At 57.2% G+C, this 16,920-nt stretch carries 18 protein-coding genes; 10 read left to right on the top strand and 8 right to left on the bottom strand.

What is annotated here, in order from left to right; translation table 11 throughout:
* Nucleotides 1-157 precede the first annotated feature (157 nt).
* Nucleotides 158-2,839 carry a PAS domain S-box protein gene (locus tag ACJ77P_RS14195; RefSeq protein ID WP_408998611.1) on the top strand — a complete coding sequence of 894 codons (2,682 nt, stop codon included), beginning with the start codon at nucleotides 158-160 and terminating at the stop codon, nucleotides 2,837-2,839.
* Between the two features lie 613 nt (nucleotides 2,840-3,452).
* Nucleotides 3,453-4,919 carry an anion permease gene (locus ACJ77P_RS14190; RefSeq protein WP_367360118.1) on the top strand — a complete coding sequence of 489 codons (1,467 nt, stop codon included), beginning with the start codon at nucleotides 3,453-3,455 and terminating at the stop codon, nucleotides 4,917-4,919.
* Between the two features lie 252 nt (nucleotides 4,920-5,171).
* Here the strand turns inward: ACJ77P_RS14190 and ACJ77P_RS14185 are convergent, their stop codons facing one another.
* Entirely contained in the window at nucleotides 5,172-5,729 is a 558-nt protein-coding gene (locus tag ACJ77P_RS14185; protein WP_367360117.1) for a cysteine hydrolase family protein, read from the bottom strand.
* Between the two features lie 360 nt (nucleotides 5,730-6,089).
* Here ACJ77P_RS14185 and ACJ77P_RS14180 point away from each other — a divergent pair, with 360 nt between their 5' ends.
* Genes ACJ77P_RS14180 through ACJ77P_RS14165 form a run of 4 tightly spaced genes read left to right on the top strand, consistent with a single transcriptional unit; the run spans nucleotide 6,090 to nucleotide 8,152 of the window.
* Nucleotides 6,090-6,452, top strand: a complete 363-nt coding sequence (locus ACJ77P_RS14180; RefSeq protein WP_367360116.1) for a PilZ domain-containing protein — start codon at nucleotides 6,090-6,092, stop codon at nucleotides 6,450-6,452.
* 30 nt (nucleotides 6,453-6,482) lie between these two features.
* Nucleotides 6,483-6,872 carry a Rid family detoxifying hydrolase gene (locus ACJ77P_RS14175; protein WP_408998610.1) on the top strand — a complete coding sequence of 130 codons (390 nt, stop codon included), beginning with the start codon at nucleotides 6,483-6,485 and terminating at the stop codon, nucleotides 6,870-6,872.
* Nucleotides 6,869-7,585 carry a cytochrome c biogenesis protein CcdA gene (locus ACJ77P_RS14170; protein WP_367360114.1) on the top strand — a complete coding sequence of 239 codons (717 nt, stop codon included), beginning with the start codon at nucleotides 6,869-6,871 and terminating at the stop codon, nucleotides 7,583-7,585. The genes ACJ77P_RS14175 and ACJ77P_RS14170 overlap by 4 nt, the downstream gene beginning before the upstream one ends.
* A 33-nt stretch (nucleotides 7,586-7,618) precedes the next feature.
* Nucleotides 7,619-8,152, top strand: a complete 534-nt coding sequence (locus ACJ77P_RS14165) for a TlpA disulfide reductase family protein (RefSeq protein WP_367360113.1) — start codon at nucleotides 7,619-7,621, stop codon at nucleotides 8,150-8,152.
* 62 nt (nucleotides 8,153-8,214) lie between these two features.
* On the opposite strand, the gene ACJ77P_RS14160 is transcribed toward ACJ77P_RS14165, so the two are convergent.
* On the bottom strand, nucleotides 8,215-8,958 hold the full coding sequence (locus ACJ77P_RS14160; protein WP_367360112.1) for a DsbC family protein: 744 nt from the start codon (nucleotides 8,956-8,958) through the stop codon (nucleotides 8,215-8,217).
* Between the two features lie 142 nt (nucleotides 8,959-9,100).
* On the opposite strand from ACJ77P_RS14160, the gene thiM reads away from it, so the two are divergent.
* From thiM to ACJ77P_RS14145, 3 genes are read left to right on the top strand one after another with little or no spacing between them, the layout of a single operon-like run.
* Nucleotides 9,101-9,916, top strand: coding sequence for a hydroxyethylthiazole kinase (gene thiM, locus ACJ77P_RS14155; RefSeq protein WP_367360111.1), 816 nt, complete (start codon nucleotides 9,101-9,103; stop codon nucleotides 9,914-9,916).
* The gene (gene thiE, locus ACJ77P_RS14150) at nucleotides 9,913-10,605 is read left to right on the top strand and encodes a thiamine phosphate synthase (protein WP_408998609.1); all 693 of its coding nucleotides are present in this window, start codon (nucleotides 9,913-9,915) and stop codon (nucleotides 10,603-10,605) included. Before thiM ends, thiE begins: the two co-directional genes overlap by 4 nt.
* A gap of 25 nt (nucleotides 10,606-10,630) precedes the next feature.
* Nucleotides 10,631-11,467 (top strand): hypothetical protein, encoded by an 837-nt coding sequence (locus tag ACJ77P_RS14145; protein WP_408998608.1) that lies wholly within the window; start codon nucleotides 10,631-10,633, stop codon nucleotides 11,465-11,467.
* A 13-nt stretch (nucleotides 11,468-11,480) separates the two neighbouring features.
* Here ACJ77P_RS14145 and ACJ77P_RS14140 read toward each other — a convergent pair whose 3' ends face one another.
* The 4 genes from ACJ77P_RS14140 to ACJ77P_RS14125 form a co-directional block, all read right to left on the bottom strand.
* Entirely contained in the window at nucleotides 11,481-12,374 is an 894-nt protein-coding gene (locus tag ACJ77P_RS14140; RefSeq protein ID WP_408998607.1) for a hypothetical protein, read from the bottom strand.
* Nucleotides 12,375-12,597: 223 nt separating this feature from the next.
* Nucleotides 12,598-13,419 (bottom strand): bifunctional demethylmenaquinone methyltransferase/2-methoxy-6-polyprenyl-1,4-benzoquinol methylase UbiE, encoded by an 822-nt coding sequence (gene ubiE, locus ACJ77P_RS14135; protein ID WP_408998606.1) that lies wholly within the window; start codon nucleotides 13,417-13,419, stop codon nucleotides 12,598-12,600.
* A gap of 339 nt (nucleotides 13,420-13,758) precedes the next feature.
* Entirely contained in the window at nucleotides 13,759-14,589 is an 831-nt protein-coding gene (locus ACJ77P_RS14130) for a zinc metalloprotease HtpX (RefSeq protein ID WP_408998605.1), read from the bottom strand.
* Between the two features lie 31 nt (nucleotides 14,590-14,620).
* Complete coding sequence (locus ACJ77P_RS14125) at nucleotides 14,621-14,890, bottom strand: PspC domain-containing protein (protein WP_408998604.1); 270 nt, start codon at nucleotides 14,888-14,890, stop codon at nucleotides 14,621-14,623.
* A 404-nt stretch (nucleotides 14,891-15,294) separates the two neighbouring features.
* Here ACJ77P_RS14125 and rnhA point away from each other — a divergent pair, with 404 nt between their 5' ends.
* Nucleotides 15,295-15,783 carry a ribonuclease HI gene (rnhA, locus tag ACJ77P_RS14120; RefSeq protein ID WP_408999437.1) on the top strand — a complete coding sequence of 163 codons (489 nt, stop codon included), beginning with the start codon at nucleotides 15,295-15,297 and terminating at the stop codon, nucleotides 15,781-15,783.
* A gap of 70 nt (nucleotides 15,784-15,853) precedes the next feature.
* On the opposite strand, the gene ACJ77P_RS14115 is transcribed toward rnhA, so the two are convergent.
* Nucleotides 15,854-16,201: a hypothetical protein gene (locus ACJ77P_RS14115; protein WP_408998603.1), complete on the bottom strand. Its 348-nt coding sequence runs from the start codon at nucleotides 16,199-16,201 to the stop codon at nucleotides 15,854-15,856.
* A 48-nt stretch (nucleotides 16,202-16,249) separates the two neighbouring features.
* Nucleotides 16,250-16,756, bottom strand: coding sequence for a molybdopterin-guanine dinucleotide biosynthesis protein B (mobB, locus tag ACJ77P_RS14110; RefSeq protein WP_408998602.1), 507 nt, complete (start codon nucleotides 16,754-16,756; stop codon nucleotides 16,250-16,252).
* Nucleotides 16,757-16,920: the final 164 nt, after the last annotated feature.

Raw genomic sequence — 16,920 nt, 5'->3', positions numbered from 1 at the left:
ATGGATGACGATCGGAACCCGACCCATCAGCAGAAAAGCATTGCGTAAAGGCGAGGCGGATTTTGACCCTCGAAAAGCTCTTGAAGGGAGCGCTGTTCCGCGGCGGCCTTTAAACCTGGCCGCATCGCAGGGCCCAGAAAATGAGTCTGGATAGTTCATGAAGCGGTTTACTTGCCTGTTCCAGTTAATTTGGGCCGCGTTGTTCGTTCTGCTGTCCGCATGGCCGGTGCAGGCTCAATGGCCTCAAGGAAAAAGCCGGGTTCTCATCATCCATTCCTATCATTCGGGCCTCACCTGGACCGATGCGATCATGAACGGAATCCGGGATACCTTCGCGGCCAGCGACCCAGGTATTCAGATCAGCACCGAATACCTGGACTCCCGGCGTTATCCCAAGTCTGACCTCTCCCGTAGAATCCGGGAATTTCTTCTTGAAAAATTAAATGGCACAACGCCGGATCTGGTGATGGTTTCGGATAATAATGCCCTCGAACTCGTTCTGGAACAGCGGAATCGACTTTTTCCCGGCATACCGATCGTCTTTTGCGGCATCAACGATTTCAGCCCGGCCATGATTTCAAGCTGCCCGGATATCACGGGTGTTGCTGAAGATCTTTCAATCGTTGAGACGGTGAATCTTGCGCTCCGTCTGCATCCCGACACCGGGGAGATTGTCGTGATCGGCCGGACCACTGTGGCGGCAGACAGGTATAATCGCGACAGCTTCATCGCTGCGCTGCCGAGGGTGCCTTCTCATCTGAAGGTCACGTTCTGGGACGACCTGCCGGGCCCTGAATTGAAGTCAAGGCTGGAGAAGCTCGAAAGCGGCACGGTCCTTTTCATCAACGGACTTATCACGGACCATTCCGGTCGGCAGATGATGTACGGAGAAACCACAAAATGGATCTCCCAATACAGCAAGGTGCCCGCGTATTCATTCTGGGAGGTCTATCTGGGCTACGGCATCGTGGGAGGCAAGCTGGTAAGCGGTTATCGGCAGGGTCGGATGGCCGGACAACTGGCCCTGCGCATCCTCCGTGGCGAGCGTGCCGACCGCATTCCCGTGGTGGCCGGTCTTGATGCCAATCATTACATGCTTGATTACCGTCAACTGGAAAGATTTCGCATCCCCCTGTCAAAAGTCCCGCAAGGCACCCTCTTCGTCCATCGCCCTGATTCGTTTTACGACCGCCATAAAACTCTTGTCTGGACAACCGTCTCCGTCGTCGCAGCACTGGGGGCTCTTGTGATTCTTCTCAGTACGGCCATCCTGCATCGGCGTAATGCCGAACGGGCGCTGAAGGTCAGCGAGGAGCGGATGCGTCTCTTTTTTGAGCGCCAGATTGTCGGGATGGCCATCGCATCTCCCGAAATGGGCTGGCTGCAGGTCAATGACAGGTTATGCCGGATGCTGGGCTATTCCCGGGAGGAACTCCTGCGGAAAACCTGGACGGAATTGACCTATCCTGACGATCTCGCTGCCGATATCGAACAGTTTGATCGGCTCCTTGCCGGCGCGATCAACGAGTATACGCTGGAAAAGCGGTTTGTCCGCAGGGACGGGACCATCATCTTCACGGATCTTTCTGTTGGCTGTGTCCGAAATGCGAGGGGGCGTGTGGATTACGTCCTGGCGCTGCTGGAGGACATTACGGAGCGTAAGGAGGCTGCCGGGGAGCGGGAAAAGCTGCAGGAGCAGCTTATCCAGGCTCAGAAGCTGGAGTCCATCGGCAGGCTTGCAGGTGGCGTGGCCCACGACTTCAACAATATGCTCACCGCGATCCTGGGTCATGTGGAACTGTCGATGAGGCTGTGCACCCCGGAGGGACCGATCTACAAAAGCCTCAAGGTGATCGAGGAGTCCGCACTCCGATCCGCCGGTCTTGTCAGGCAGCTGCTGGCCTTTGCGCGCAGACAGACCGTGGCGCCCAAGGTCCTGGACGTGAACGACACCACAGCGAGCATGCTCAAGATGCTGCAGCGGTTGATGGGCGAAAGCATCTCCCTCGTCTGGCTGCCCCAGATGGGCCTGTGGCCGGTCAGGGTCGACCCTTCGCAGATTGACCAGCTGCTGGTCAATCTGTGTATCAACGCCCGGGACGCTATTCCCGGGGTGGGCAGGGTCACTATCGAAACCGGGAATAAAGTCCTGGATGAGACTTATTGCGCCGTTCACCCCGATTGTGTCCCGGGAGAATACGTGATGCTGGCCGTAAGTGACGACGGTGACGGAATCGGCAAGGATGCCCTGGGCCACATCTTTGAGCCCTTCTTTACCACGAAGGAGCCGGGAAGGGGTACCGGTTTGGGACTATCTACGGTTTACGGCATCGTCAAGCAGAACAACGGGTACATCCATGTGTGCAGCGAACCCGGCAAGGGTTCGACCTTCAGGATATACCTGCCCCGGTTTGCAGGGGACGCCGGAGAGCCGGCGGTGGAAAGCAAGGCGGAACCGCCTGGGAGCCGGGGGGAGACTGTTCTCCTGGTGGAGGATGAGGCCGTGATTCTGCACGTCGGACAGGCGATGCTGGAAGCTCTTGGCTATCGGGTGTTGACGGCCGACACGCCGGGCAAGGCGCTTCAGCAGATGAGAGCCCGCAGTGGCGAGATAGACCTCGTACTCACTGACGTGGTCATGCCGGAAATGAACGGACGGGAACTGGCGGAACGGCTCCTTGATATCAAACCCGGCCTGAAATGCCTGTTCGCATCCGGTTACACAGCCGACGTCATTGCACGCGACGGCGTGCTGGAAGAAGGTGTTGTTTTCATTCAGAAACCGTTTTCCATCAAACACCTGGCCGCCAAGGTGCGCGAGGCATTGGAGCGGGAGTAGGTGCGCCCCCTGACTCCGGCCCAGGCCACCTTCCAGATCCGCCCTGGCCTGCGGAGCATGGATGCCCTTCCTGTTGCCCTCCGCGCCATGCTCGCCGGAAAGCCCTTTCTCACCGGATGCAAATCCGCCCGGCCGTTAGTCCGCCCCGTTCCTATGCCGACCGTATGGCTCCGGATGATGTTTTTCCCTCCCCCACCGGCAAAAGCGCCCGGACATGGGTGCTTTTGCCTCAATCGTGTTCTGTCCGCCGGTTCAGGGCGCTCGGGCGGTGGTTCCGGATCGGCCTTCCATCATCGTACATCCTGAAGGAGATGGCTTTGAAATCAGGGGGCATTTCTCGGCGGCTTCCTCGCCGAAGGTAAGGCAGTTGCTGGTGCGGAGAACGTTCAGATTCCGGGATACAAACTGATCGAAGAGTTAAAAAGAGCTGGAGTTATATCCTGGATTGTACTATAGGTTGAGTTATATTATAGCTAGAGTGTAGAATTCGGAGTCTTTTCCGAATGTCGGTGCTTTGCTCTAGACTCCTGTTTTTTTTTGAGGAAGGAGGTGAGGAAGGATAGTAATGCAAGGCTAGACGTTTAAATCACGCTTTTTAAAAAAAGGAGGAGATATGCTGAGTGATCGCAAAATGTTAGGAGTTCTTGCAGTTGCTGTGCTTGGTATTTTGATTGCTTTGGCGCAGCCCTTTGCTCCGGGGTTGTCGCCGTTGGGACATTATGTCATGGGGACTGTCATTGCCGGCCTGGGAATGTGGATCTTCCGTCCCGGCGCACTGCCCTTCATGTCGGGTACCGCCATCATTCTTGGTATTACCCTTGCTCTCTTTTTTGCCTTCAAAGCGACCCTGGTGTTTCCGGGCAAAGTTCCTTTCAAGGCACCGCCGCAAATCTACGGGGTCGTCATGGGCGGCTTTACTTCATCAGCCGTCTGGGTCCTGATTCCTGCACTATATTTTGGTTTTGTTCTGCAAAAAACGGGTCTGGGCAAGCGCATTGCCTATCTGGTTCTTAAGACGTTTCCGGCAACCTGGCTTGGCCTGGCGATCAGCTGGCTCGTGATCGGCGTTGCGCTGTCCGCCTTGACCCCTTCCATCACCGTCCGTGTGGCCATTGTCGTTCCCATCGCCATCGGAATTGTGGAAGCCTGTAAACTGGAATACCGCTCCAAGGGTTCGGCCTATATCTGTCTGCTGGCCTGGGGCATGGCCCTCTTCCCCGGGACCGGATGGTTGACCGGCTCCCTCTCGGGACCGATCATGCAGGGGTTCTTTCCCCCGGAAATCAAACACCTGTGCAATTTTGACGACTGGTTCAAGATCCTGGCCCTGCCCTGGTTCGTGGTGACCATTGTCTACGTCGTCCTGGCTTACATTCTGGCCAGGCCGAAAGAGGCCATTGCCATCAGCTCCGACATGTTCAAGGAGGAATACAAGAAACTCGGTCCCATGTCCAAGGATGAAATCATCTCCGTGATCATCCTTGTCGGTTCGCTGTTGATGTTCTTCACGGAAAAGCAGCATGGGATTCCCACGGCGGCCACCGCCCTGTTCGCCCTGTTCCTCTTCGTCATGTTCCGCATCATCACCGGTCCGGAGATCAGCAGCGGCATCAACTGGGACGTGGTCTGCTTCTTCGGCATCGCCGTAGCGCTGCCCCCCATCTTTGCGGTTTCCGGAATCTCCGCCTGGTTCGGTCCCCTGATCAAGGGGCCCATCATGGCCATGGCAGGATCTCCCATGCTGTTCATGCTGGTCATCACCGCGGGGCTCCTGCTCATCCGCTTCATTGACGTTCCCTGGGGCTTCACCACCGCCGCGTTGACCATCATCATGCTGATCCCGCTCTTCAACGACTTCGGGTATCATCCCCTGGCGGTGACCATGGCCTATCTGATCGCCATTAACTTCTTCCTCCTGTCCTACCAGCAGCCCTTTATTCTGATGGGTGAAGGAATGATTCAAGGCAGGGGCTGGGCGCCGGCCCATGTGACCCTCTTCGGTCTGATCTACATTGCGGCGGCCTTCATCTCCCTGCTGGTGGCCGTGCCTTACTGGAAGATGTTGGGGGTTATCCGTTAACGAATTGAATTCATAGCATAGCAGGGAAATTGACCCCGGACAGGCATCCGTTCCTGTCCGGGGTTTTTTCCCTCTCGTCACATATCCGGAAGCATGCCGGAGATGACCGCCTTTGCTTCTTTCTCGATGTTGCTCCCAGATTTCATGACGAGTTCGGGGCGCCAAGGCGGAGACGAGGCCGTAGCACGCAGACACATGGCGGGCGGCCTGCAACGCGGCCCGCGAAGATCGCGGCGGGATGGCGGACTGGAACTAGACGGTCTTCTGGAAATCGGCAAGGCTCATAACCCGGAGCAGGGGGTAAAGCGGGGTTTTTCTGAGAAGGTAGAGCACCCGGTCCCGGGTCTCCGGAAAGCGGGAGGCAACGCAGTCGTCAAGAACGATGACGTGAAAATCATGGCAGACGGCGTCATAGGCCGTACTGAGAACGCAGACCTCGGTGGAAACCCCTCCGATGACAACCGTGTCCACTCCCCGCTTCCTCAAGATGGCGGCGAGTTCCGTCTTGAAAAAAGCGCTGAAACGGGGCTTCTCCACGATCAGGTCACCATCTTCAGGCTTCAGTTCGCTGATGACCTTCGCTCCCGGCGTTCCCTGAATCGCATGGGGATTCATCCGGGACTGAAAGAGGAAGCAGTCCGGCGATAGCGCATCGTTGGAGTAAATGACGGGGATGGCTTTCTCCCGGGAGAACCGGATCAATTTCTGAAGATTGGGGATGATGTTGATGCCTTCTTCACCCATGGGAAGGGGACCATCCATCCGGATGAAGTCCTCCAGCATGTCGGAAACGATTAGCGCCTGCTTCATCTATTCACCGAAGAGGAATGGATTTTGCGGATTATTTCTCCTCCGTGGGCCCAATATTAGGGAAGCCCGGCATGGGTGTCAATGGTTTTTGTTCAGAAGGTTCGCAGCGGGGCCTGGCAGCGGTGTCGCCCGCCGCGAGGCTTCAGGCTCTCGTTCCCCTTGACCGGAGGAGCCGTTCATGCGATAAAAAACAAAAATGCAAATAACTTATTCCACTTCCAGGCGATAGGCTCGATGCGGGTCCACAGACCGGGGGTGCTTCGGGGGCCGAACAAAGACGCATGCCGGATCCCGATCAGGGGATTTTTCCGTGCTGAGGAAACCCGGATCTTGAAGCGGAATGAAAGAACAGGAGATGCCATGGGAGAAAGGCAGTTTTCCCGGATTGCGTTTGACCGTCACGTCACCCTTAAAATCGGCGATTCCGCAAGTCCCGCAGAAATCGAGAATATCAGCCTCAAGGGTGCGTTGCTGAAAACGCGGTGTCCATTCAACCTTCAGGATGTCGTGATCCTTGAGCTCCGGTTGTCGGAAGAACCCGATCCCCGGATCCTGACGATTGAGGGAACCGTGGTCCGCTGTGAACGAAACAAGGCGGCAGTCCATTTCACCCGCATGGATCCGGATTCTTTTGTTCTCCTGAAAAACATCATGGCGTACAATCAGGGGGACGAGGCCATTGTCCGGGGCGAACTGGCCGATTATCTTTCCGGTAAGGGCTAACCGTTCATCAGGGAGGTGCTCAGAGGAAACATGGAGAAGAAATGGGTGACCACCAGGGAAGCCCCCCTGCCCGTCGGGCCCTATGCGCAGGCGGTGAAGGCGGGCGGATTCCTTTTCGTCTCCGGACAGATTCCGGTGGATGCTCGGACCGGCCAACTGTCGACGGGGCCTTTTGTCGAACAGGCCGGGAAGGCCCTTGACAATCTGGCTGCCGTCCTGAAGGCGGGCGGCGCCGGTCTGGACTCCGTCGTCAAGGTCACCGTCTATCTGTCCGATATGGCAAACTTTAATGAATTCAACATGGTGTATATCACCTATTTCGAAAACTCCCGCCCCGCCAGATCCTGTGTTGCCGTCCGGGAACTGCCCAAGGGGGCCTTGGTGGAAATCGAAGCGGTCGCCCTCTGCGAGGATGGATGATGGAGTCTTTCCTGGGCGGCCTGAGCGGCTACATGGCGGATTCCCTGTTTGCGGCTTACCTGGCCGCCTATCTTGGCGGAGTGCTCGTAAGTTTCACCCCCTGCGTCTACCCGGTCATGCCGGTTGTGATCGCCTACATCGGCGCTCAGGGCGCACAGTCCCGGGCCCGGGCGTTTTTTCTTTCCCTGGCCTATGTGCTGGGACTGGCCCTGACCTATGCGGTTCTCGGCGGCGTTTCCGCGTTGACGGGCCAGCTGTTTGGCCGATTCCAGAACAGCTTCCTGACGTCCTTTCTCGTGGCCAATGTCTGTATTTTCATGGGGTTGGCCATGCTGGATGTCTTTTCGATTTCCATCCGGATTCCAGGGTTTATGGCCCGGTCGGAAAAGGGCATCCTGAGCAGCGGCATTCTGGGCAGTCTCGTGATCGGCATTACCTCAGGCCTTCTGGTAGGCCCCTGCTCGGCGCCGGTCTTTTCCGTGCTGCTCGCTTATGTGGCTAGTAGGCAGAACGTCTTTTTCGGCATGAGCCTCCTGTTTGTTTTTGCCCTGGGCATGGGAACGCTGCTTCTTGCCGTCGGTTCCTTTGCCGGGCTGCTGACCGGCCTGCCCAAATCAGGCCTTTGGATGGTACGGATCAAACAGGGCTGTGGCTGGCTCCTTCTGGCCACGGGCGAATATTTCCTGATCAGGGCCGGCGGTGCGCTGGTTTAATTCTCACGAATGGATGCAGGAGCATTGAACACCATGAAACTTCTACGGATTCTTCCCGTTGTCGTCGGACTTTCCCTGGTGGTTTTCTCTCTGGTAAGCTGCCTGGAGCCTTCCGACCAGGGAGAAAAGGGATCGAAGCAAAGCCTGCCCCAAGTCGAAGGCATCGAAGCGCCGGATTTTGAACTCCCCGATCTGGAGGGGAAATCGTTCCGCCTGAGCCAACATCGAGGCAAACCCGTTCTCCTGATCTTCAGCACCACCTGGTGCGCCCATTGCCGTTCCGAAGTGCCTCACCTGCGGGAAATCGCCGCCAACTACGGCCCGCGAGGCCTGGAGGTGGTTCAAATCTTCATTCAGGAATCCCCGCAGAAGGTTTCATCCTTTGCCCGTCAATACCAGCTTTCTTACCGCGTCCTGCTGGATGAGCGGGGAGAGGTCGCTGATACTTACGGCGTTCGCGGGGTTCCCGATATGATCCTCCTGGATCGTAACGGTCGTCTTGTTTGCCGCCGCTGCCCGGATCTCGAAGCTTCCCTGAACGGCCTTTTCGCGAAGCAGCCGGATTAGCGGGAATGCAGGTGCCGGAAAGACGCGGTCTGCGGCTCCGGCCAACTGCCATTGAAGAGGATCTATTTGGATTTCAGGAGATTTTCTATCTCGGCGATGTTGGCGCCGAAAACCGCTGAATCCCCGATGAGAAAGAAAGGCGTGCCGGTCAATCCCAACCGGGTGGCAACCTCCTTGTGCTTCCTGAGGGTTTCCTCCGCCCGGCTGTCCCCGCAGCGCTGGAAGTTCATGCTGTCCAGCTTTCCTGTCATCGCTTCCTCGTAGGCTTTTCCCCAGTCTTTGGCACAGAAGACATAAAGCGCCTTCGCCTCGGCATCCTTGTGGAAGGGAAGGGGATAGAAGAAGATATGACGGGTCACATCCGTCCGTCCGGCAAAAAAGGCGGAGGCCTGGCGGCAGTAGGGACAATCCGGATCCGTGATTTCAATGACGCGATGCGGTCCCGTTCCGATCGTGATCGCCGAATCCAGGGGCAGGTTTTTCGCTTTGGCCGCAATCAGTTCCCGAATCTTCTCCCGGGTCAGATTTTTCCCCTCCTTCGTAACGATTTCCCCGAGCAGCAGGCAATCCGTTTCGGGAGCGTAATAGAGAATCTCATTGCCGACGATCACCTCGTAAACCCCCTTGATGGCCGTTTCCGAAATCCTTTCCGCCGGGATCTGGGGGTAACTTTTTTTAAAGGCTTCATTCGGCGATCTTTCCGCGGCCAAAGCCTGACCTCCCGGCAGCGCGAGGATCGAAAGAGCGATGAAGAGGAAACCCCTGGTGAGGAATTTTGCCCCTCTATTTCTTCTGTAACATTCCATGAAGTTTTAAGATTCCTTTCTTTTCTTGAAGAAGAAACATTGATCGCCGCTGAAAGTCAAGGGGCAATTCCCCCTTGCAAGGGGCAGCGGCCGAAGATAAGATACTCCCGTCTTTTCAGCAGCAGGAAGGAGAAGGGAAGTCATGCCGATTACCCCTGAAAACACCTGGGAAGCGGTCTCGACCATTCGCGCTCAGGCCCCTTTGATCCACAATATCACGAATTATGTCGTGATGAACAGCACGGCCAACGCCCTGTTGGCCCTGGGCGCCTCGCCCGTCATGGCCCATGCCCGGGAGGAAGTGGAAGAGATGGTCAGCGCCGCGTCGGCCCTGGTGATCAACATAGGAACGCTCAGCCCGCCCTGGGTCGAGTCTATGACCAGCGCGGCACGGAAGGCCGCCGAGCGGCGGATTCCCATCGTGCTGGACCCGGTCGGAGCAGGGGCCACGTCATATCGGACCCGGACCGTCCGGAAGCTCCTGGATGCGGTTGCCCCGACGATCATCAGGGGCAATGCCTCTGAAATTCTGGCGTTGGCGGCCGCTGAAAAGGGGCGGACCAAAGGGGTTGACGCCACGGAACATTCAAGCCGCGCCGTCGAGGCCGCCCGCAGGATGAGCGAACGCTATGGGAGCACGATCTGCATCAGCGGAGAGACGGATTTCATTGTGAGCAGGCAGGTGCTTCTGGGGATCAAAAACGGCCATCCCCTGATGGCCCGGGTGACGGGGCTTGGGTGCACGGCCTCCGCCCTCTGCGGCGCCTTTGCAGCCGTGAACCCGTCCTTTGCCCTGGCTGCGGCGCAAGCCATGGCGATCATGGGCGTTGCCGGCGAAATGGCTGCGGAAATCTCCCCCGGCCCGGGAAGCCTGCAGCTTCACTTCCTGGACATCCTTTATCAGCTGACCGAGGAAGACCTTGTCCGTCGAATGCGAACCTCACCAGGAGCCGGATGATGGATCGACCTTTTTCCGCCCGGAGAAAAACCGATGGATTGTACCTTGTCACGGACCGCAGCCTGTGCGGCCGAAGAAGTGTCGAAGAGGTCGTTTCAATGGCCGTACAAGGCGGTGCGGCCTGGGTCCAGCTCCGGGAAAAGGATCTGGCCACCCGCCCCTTTGTTGAGGAGGCCAGACGCCTGAAAGCGCTCCTCTTCCCCCTGGGGGTTCCCCTGATCATCAACGACCGGCTTGATGTCGTCCTGGCCTCTGAAGCGGACGGAATCCACCTCGGCCAGGAGGATATGCCCTATGAAACGGCCCGCCGGCTGCTGGGGCCCAAGGCCATCATCGGCCTCTCCGTGGAATCCTGGGAAGACGTGGTGCAGGCCCAATCCCTGGACGTCGATTATCTCGGCGTCAGTCCCGTTTTTGCCACACCCACCAAAAGGGATACCAAAGCACCTTGGGGCTTGGAGGGCTTGGCGCGGATCCGGGCGTTTTCCCGGCATTCTCTCGTTGCCATAGGCGGAATTTCCCGCGAAAATGCCGGTGCGGTCATTCGGGCCGGGGCCGACCGGATCGCCGTGGTGTCGGCAATCTGTGCGGCATCGGATCCCTTCAGGGCCGCCAGGGATCTCTGCCATGACATTGCTGAGGCGCAGGGAAAAGGGGCGCCGGCTGGAACGCAGCGGGAGCGCCCTTAGCTTTTTTGCGCAGGTTCAGAATCGCATGAAACCGCACAAGCTGCTTCTTTTGGACTATTCGGGGACGCTGAGCCTTCAGGCCGTTCTGTTCGGCCGGGGGGATTCTCTCCAGTCGGCGCTGGAGCAGAGCGGCCTTGCCTGTCTGGGCATCACGCCTTCCCGGCTCTGGGAGAAGATCGTCAATCCGACCTGGGAGGAAGGCAGTACGACCCCGGTGGGCTACCGACAGATTCTTCTGAGGCACCTTCTGGAAGATGCCGGGGGGGAGGTTTCCAGCGCCAGACCAGGGTTCGTTCCCGATTTGGAGAGGGCTGCGGAGGCCTTCGTGGATTTCTATCTCGCGGCATCCCGCATGGAGGACCCCTGGCGCCCCCTCCTCAGGAAGCTTGCGGATCAGCCGGGGCTCCGCACGGTCATTGTAACGGATCATTACGCGGAAGCCACGGCGACGATCCTTAGGTATCTTGCGGACTGGGAAATCCCCGCCGTTTCCGCGAAGGAAGTCTTCGGCCCGGAGCCTCCCGCCGCGCTCATCGTGGCCAATTCCGCGGACCTGGGGGTACACAAAGACACGCCGTGCTTCTGGCAGTCGCTGAAGTCCGGCCTTGGGCTGCACGCATTGAAGGATATTCTGCTCATTGATGATTTTGGCTTGAATGAACACAGCAGTGATGCCTACGGTGACAGGACACGGGTTGAACGGCGGCAGGAAGAGACAGCCCGCCTTCTCCGGGAGATTTTTTCCGTCGAGGCCCGCATTTTTCGCTTTTTTCTGGAACGGGGGGAGGGGCTGCCCGATTACGAACGGCTCATGCGCCGGGTGGAACGTCTGGTGAATCAATTTCTGGAGGGGACAGGTTGAAAAAAAATTTTTTTCAAAAAATCCAAAGCAATCCGGAGGGTTCATCATAAAAGGTCATATGGGCCAGGAAACCGGATGCCAAAGCGGGAGGCGCTCTTTTCACCCGTGGCTCTCTTTCGGGTGACATGGGAAGGGTGCAACAGTCTCTTTCGGATTCAGCAGGAGCCCTGACGGCAACACCCGCGTCTCTGCCAGGCTCCGCCTTGGCGAGCCCTCGAGCCGGAACAGGTTCTCCTGGCGACGGTTTCTCCTGATGCGACTTATCACCTGGAACACGTGCGGCCGATTGGACCGCTGACTGCGCGATGACGGCATGTCGAAGGTTGCCGTAAAGATCCATGCCGAAGGTCAACCCCCTTTTTCCGGCAATCCGGGCGTCCGAGCTCAGAACCGTCTCAATCTTCGGCGATTTCCTCTTTACGCAGAGATGCACCTCGGCTGTCAGATAATCGTATTCCCTGCTGTCGTTCGGAGGCCCGCAAAAACAATCTTCCCGCGTATGATTGATCAGTGTCTTGAACGCGTGGCAGAAAATCAGCGGCTCGATAAAGAACAGATTTGCGGAAAGGGACTGCAGGCCCGAATCCTCCCAGAGCTCGTAGAGCGTCTGTCTTTCCTGGATTCGCCGCCCGTGGCTTGCCAGCATGATCCTCGGTTCCAAAGGAAGAGAGCAATAGCCGGAAGAAGATTGGCTGGACAACACATTCTCCTCGCTCCAGCTTATGATTTCCGCAAGATCGGGGCGGACATAGGGATTTTCCACTTCCACCAGATCGGGCCCGAAGAGGAGCAGAGAGTCGCTGAATTCACGCACAGCACTGCGCAGGGTGCATTTGCCTGTTTTCCATGCGCCTTTCCTAAGGCAGGCAACCTTCCAGACAACCTCAAAGAAATAAATAGCCGGCACGATCGTCTCACACTGTCGAATCAGGAGATATGGGCACGATATTTCCGCTCGAGAGGCAACATGTCATCCTTTGCCTGAACCGCTTTTCCGAACCTTCGCTGCCTGCGCCTCTATCGCAACTTCCCGGAGAAGAGATCATTCTTTCCCTCTTTTTTCAAGAAAAAAATCCCCGGAATTCCTGCCGGAAGGAAAAGATTCACATTCCCGCCAGCCCCCCGTGCCGTCAAGATGAGTCCCTGTCTGGATTCTTTTCAGGAAAATGGCCGGGTTGCTTTTCAGGGGGCAGTGCGCCATCGGGCTTCGTACCGACATAAAGCCGGGTGATGCCCAATGTCAGGGGATAGTGACGGACATTGGAAAAGCCGACGTCGCGCATCATCCCCGCGAATCGTTCCGGGGCGGGGAACTGGATGATGGAATCGGCAAGATAAAGATAGGCCGCCGGGTTGCGGGTAAAACACCTGGCCATCCGGGGTAGGATCCGGCGGAGATAGAAGCTGCACAAGAACTGCAAAACCTTCTGCTGCGGGAGCTGCATCTCCAGTATGGCCACCTGGCCGCCTTCAATGAGAACCCGGGAAAACTCCCGGAGCGCTCCCGGACGGTCTGGAATGTTGCGGATCCCGAAGGCTATTCCCACCACGTCAAAAGACCGGTCCGCAAAGGGAAGGGCCAGGGCGTCACCCTGGACGAAGGATACCCGGTCCCGGCATTCCTTCCGCCGGGCGGTTTTGATCACAGCTTTTTCAAGCATTTCCAGGACAAAATCAACGCCGGTTACCTCGACATCCGGATAGCGGCTCGCCACCTCCAGGGCCAGATCCGCCGTGCCGGTGGCCACGTCCAGGTAACGGCGTGTCCTGGGGAAATGCATCTTCCGGGCGGCAAAGCGCCGCCAGGCAACATCTCGACGGAAACTGAGGAGGTGATTGAGAAAATCGTACTTTCCCGTAACCGTCGCAAAAATATCCTGGACGATGCGAATGTGGTCATCCGCTTTCAGGTCCTTGACGGGGGCGTAATCCCGCTTCAAGCGTTCTTTCAAAGATAGAGGTCCTTTTTGGAAGTTCTGACGATCTCTCTGTGCTTTCAGCCGGGATTTGCCGCTGTCACCCGTCCTCAGGCCTTTTCGGAGCCCGCAACCCGCTGCGGTGTTGCGGGCGCTTCAGCGTGGCTTTTCTATCACAGTTCAAGGCGGATCACAACTGGAGGTGTTCTCCGGAATCCATCGACCGCCCGACCGTTTGGATTTTTCATCAATTTTTTGAAGATGGTCCGGGCGGGCAGGTCCAAATCCGGAGGCGGTCATGGGAGGTTCTCGGGACCAAGAAAGGCATGGGGCCGATCCCAACCGCTAAGGGGTGCTGTGTCCTTTCATCATTCCCTATTCCTTTGGAGCTGCTTTCATCGCCAGCAGCCGCTCGATCCTTTTCTCGATCGGTGGATGGGTGCTGAAGAGGGTCCGAAGAAAATCTCCTGATAGCGGATTCACGATGAACATATGCGCCGTGGATGGGTTGACATTCATCGGGTTGGCCCTCGATGCCGCCGACAGCTTCCGGAGGGCGGAGGCCAGGGCTTCCGGCTTGCCGGTGATCCTCGCGCTGCCTGCATCGGCGTCATATTCCCTGGATCGGGAGATCGCCATCTGAATGACCGTTGCCGCAACAGGTGCTATCACCGCCATGGCAATGGCGGGGATCATTCCCCCTCCCTCGTCGTTGCCGAAAAAAACGGCCCACCGGGACAGAAGCACGACGGCGCTCGCCACCGTCGCGGCCATGGTGCTGATCAGGATATCCTTGTGCTTGATGTGGGAAAGTTCATGGGCGAGGACGCCCTCCAGTTCATCCCGGTCAAGAATCTTCTGGATGCCGGATGTCACTGCGACGGCGGCATGATCTTCATTTCTTCCCGTTGCAAAGGCGTTGGGAACATCGTTGGAAATCAGGTAAATCCGGGGCTTCGGCAGACCGGCCCTCGCGGCCAGCGCTTCCACGGAGTTGTGGAGGACAGGGGCCTCCGCGTGCGGTACTTCACGGGCGGAATACATGCGGAGGACGATACTGTCCGAATACCAGTAGCTGCCGAAGTTCATGAGCGCGGAAAAAACCAGGGCGATTACCACGCCGGTTCCCCGCGCGACAAAATAGCCGGCCAGTATGAGCAGACCGGACAGGGAGGCCAGCAGGAGGATGACTTTGAGTGTGTTCATGGCATGTTACCTCGGGATTGTATCGCGCCTTTCAGCTTCCGGCGCCGTTTCTCCGGCTTTCGCCATTCCATGGTTGAGGGACATCCGATTCGCCCCCGACGTTGTCGCCTTTGGGAACGAGAATCCACAGGAGGAGATACAGCAGGAATCCAAATCCGCAGAAGAAGAACAGAAATGCAAACAGGAACCGCCAGCACCACGACGGAATGGGCGTATGCTCCCCCAGGCCTCCGCAGACTCCGCCGATCCATTTATCCCGTCGCGATTTCTTAAAGCGTTGCAGCCAGTTCTTTCCCTCCATGTTGCAACCTCCAGCCCCCTGAAATGTTCCATGATTCCGATTTTATGGCCGGCCTTTCGGCGTTTCGCCGTTTTTGCCCGATCCGCGTTCCTGCCGGGCCTCTTTACTGCGTTCGAGCCGACATCCTATCCCGTTATCCCAATGAGATACTAAAACCAGCGGTTTTGTAAAGAACATTCTGAAGGCGGATCGCCCTGAAAAGAGACAGGCATCTTCGAGGCTGCCGGCAACAGGGCATTCCCGATTTTCTTTTCTTGCAACCGTGCATCCCGCTCTTGTATGATGCGTTCTTCTTTTGAGGTACAAGAAAGGTCGTAATGAAAAACAGGCGGGAAAGAACAAACCGTGAAGATACGGTGGCGACGCCCCGAACCCGTGGCGAGGGGTTGTCGACGTCGTCCGGAGTGACGTCTTCCCCGAAGCAGGTAATCCTTTATACCGACGGCGCCTGTCTTGGAAATCCCGGGCCGGGCGGATATGGCGTTGTGCTTCTCTATGGGGAACACCGAAAGGAGCTTTCCGGCGGCTACCGGTTGACCACGAACAACCGCATGGAAATTCTCGCGGCAATCAGAGGTCTGGAGGCTTTGAAGCTTCCCTGTTCGGTGACGCTTTATTCGGATTCCCAATATCTGGTGAATGCGATCACCAAGGGGTGGGCAAAACGCTGGCGGGCAAACGGCTGGAAGCGCAATTCAAGGGAAAAGGCGCTTAACGCCGATCTCTGGGAGTGGCTGTTGAATCTGTGCTCCCTTCATCAGGTCACCTTTGTCTGGGTGCGGGGCCATGCGGACATCAAGGAAAACGAACGTTGCGATGTTCTTGCCAATGAAGCTGCTGGACAGGCCGACCTGGAAGAGGATCTTGGGTATTTGCAGAAGGCGTCCTTCTGAAAGACCGTGCCGCCGGAGCCCATGGAACAGCGGGATGTCCCCCCGCCGGACTTCGAAGTACGGAAATCCTTCAACCTTCCTCCTTCTTTTTCTTTTTTTGCTCTTTGACCTGCGCCTTGAGCGCTTTTTTCCGGAGCTTGGTCTCGTCTTTTTCCGATGGAGGAATGGCATCCGCAAATGTTGCGACTTCCGGCTCTTTCTGCGCCGTGGAAACGCGCTCCGGCGGCGGGGCCGGCTTCGGGGGTTCTTGGTCGCCGGGGGCCGAAGCCAGCTTCTCCGCTTCCAGGGCTTTTCTCACCCGGATTTTCTCCAGGAGATATTTGGCGAAGGATTTACCAAACTGGGCAATAAAACCGGTAATCAGGACAATCAGCACCCATTTCAGGATGCGCTGGACGTCAATATTCGAAATATCCATGGGCCACAGTAAAGATGATTCAGCAATCGTAAAAAGAGACGTTGCTCGTCATTTCAAGACCGAGGCTTCAATGAGATCTACCAGGCCCAGAATGTCGTTGATGTCCAGGCATGGCACCCCGATGTCAAGCGGCGTGTCGCTGGCCAGGGCAAGCAAATTGTCATGCTGGCCGCAGAGAAGTTCCCGCTTGAGGGCAGCCCGGTATATCTCGATTTTCGGATGGGGGTTCCCTTTGAACCCTTCCGTCAGGATCAGGTCTACATCGTGGATATAGCGTTCCCGGAGGGCGTCGATGCTGAAATCTTCCTCCACGTCTTCAATCAGGGCTACCTTTCGGGGGGTCGCAATGACCGTTGCCCGGGCGCCTGCCTGCCGGTGCCGCCAGCTATCCTTTCCTTCGATGTCGATATCGAAGTCGTGCAGATGATGCTTGATGGTCGCCACCCTGTATCCCCGCTTGGCCAGTTCCGGAACCAGCTTCTCGATCAGGGTCGTTTTTCCCGTATTGGATTTGCCGACGATGGAAATCACAGGAATGGGGTTATGTGCTTTCACGTCTTCTCCTTGGGCCCTTTCCCGGCCGTCATGTTCAACGGATAAACCAAAGCGGAGCGCAGCCCCGCGCCATCCAAACATGAACGATATGAAATTTATAGACGAAGGCGGATCGCATTTCAAGCAGTATATCTCCCTTTCCGGGGGATTAATAATTGCTTGCA

This window comes from Syntrophus buswellii, from assembly GCF_046097065.1.
GTDB classification, from domain to species: Bacteria; Desulfobacterota; Syntrophia; order Syntrophales; family Syntrophaceae; genus Syntrophus; species Syntrophus buswellii.
This window is presented reverse-complemented; position numbering and strand designations above follow the sequence as displayed.